1 pseudogene is annotated in these 670 nt (G+C 54.9%); it reads right to left on the bottom strand.

From position 1 onward, the window contains the following. Positions 1 to 670: pseudogene (locus D3222_RS24870) on the bottom strand (ImcF-related family protein); the annotation flags it as partial.

The raw sequence follows: 670 nt of genomic DNA, 5'->3' as shown, positions 1-670 counted from the left end.
GAGTTGGCCGGTCGCGCTGGTCCCAGTGGCTGTGACGCACATTCCACACATACACCGGCGCCTGCCAGCCCAGCTGTTGGCCCTGTTTCTCCAGCATACGCAACGCGGTCTCTATCTGCGTCCGCTGGCTGAGTTGGTCTTCGGTCATCACCCACACCACCCCATCCAGCGGGCGACGGCGACGCAGTTGGCGCAACGCCTGTAACTGCGCTTTATCCGGCGGCGTCTGCAAACTGCCGCCCCACAGCAACAGGTTATGCTCGCCCTCTTGCCAGTGTTGTGCTGTCAGCCCGGGGGCAATCGCTTCCACCTGTTCCCGTTGCCCCATCACCAACAAAATACAGACCCGCCGACGCCAAAGGGGGCCATAACGCCGACGAAGCTGATATTGCAACCGTTGAAAATAAAATGGCACTTCTGAAAGTACAGCTTGCTCTACGAGCGGTTTAACCGCGATTTCCTGTACAGGCAGACGCTGTTTGTAATCCCGAAAAAGATTCAACAGCCATATCACACCCACCATACTGACAATCCAAACAATTATTTTGACGGCCTGAGTAGACAACCCGAATCGATCGCCCCAGAAAGATAACAATCCGCCCAATACCAGTGCGATCAAACTGGTGACCAGACCGACTCCCAAATTACGGGTAATAAAAGCCTTAAACAT

The sequence above is a fragment of the Photorhabdus sp. CRCIA-P01 genome, assembly GCF_003545805.1.
Taxonomy (GTDB): Bacteria; Pseudomonadota; Gammaproteobacteria; order Enterobacterales; family Enterobacteriaceae; genus Photorhabdus; species Photorhabdus antumapuensis.
This window is presented reverse-complemented; position numbering and strand designations above follow the sequence as displayed.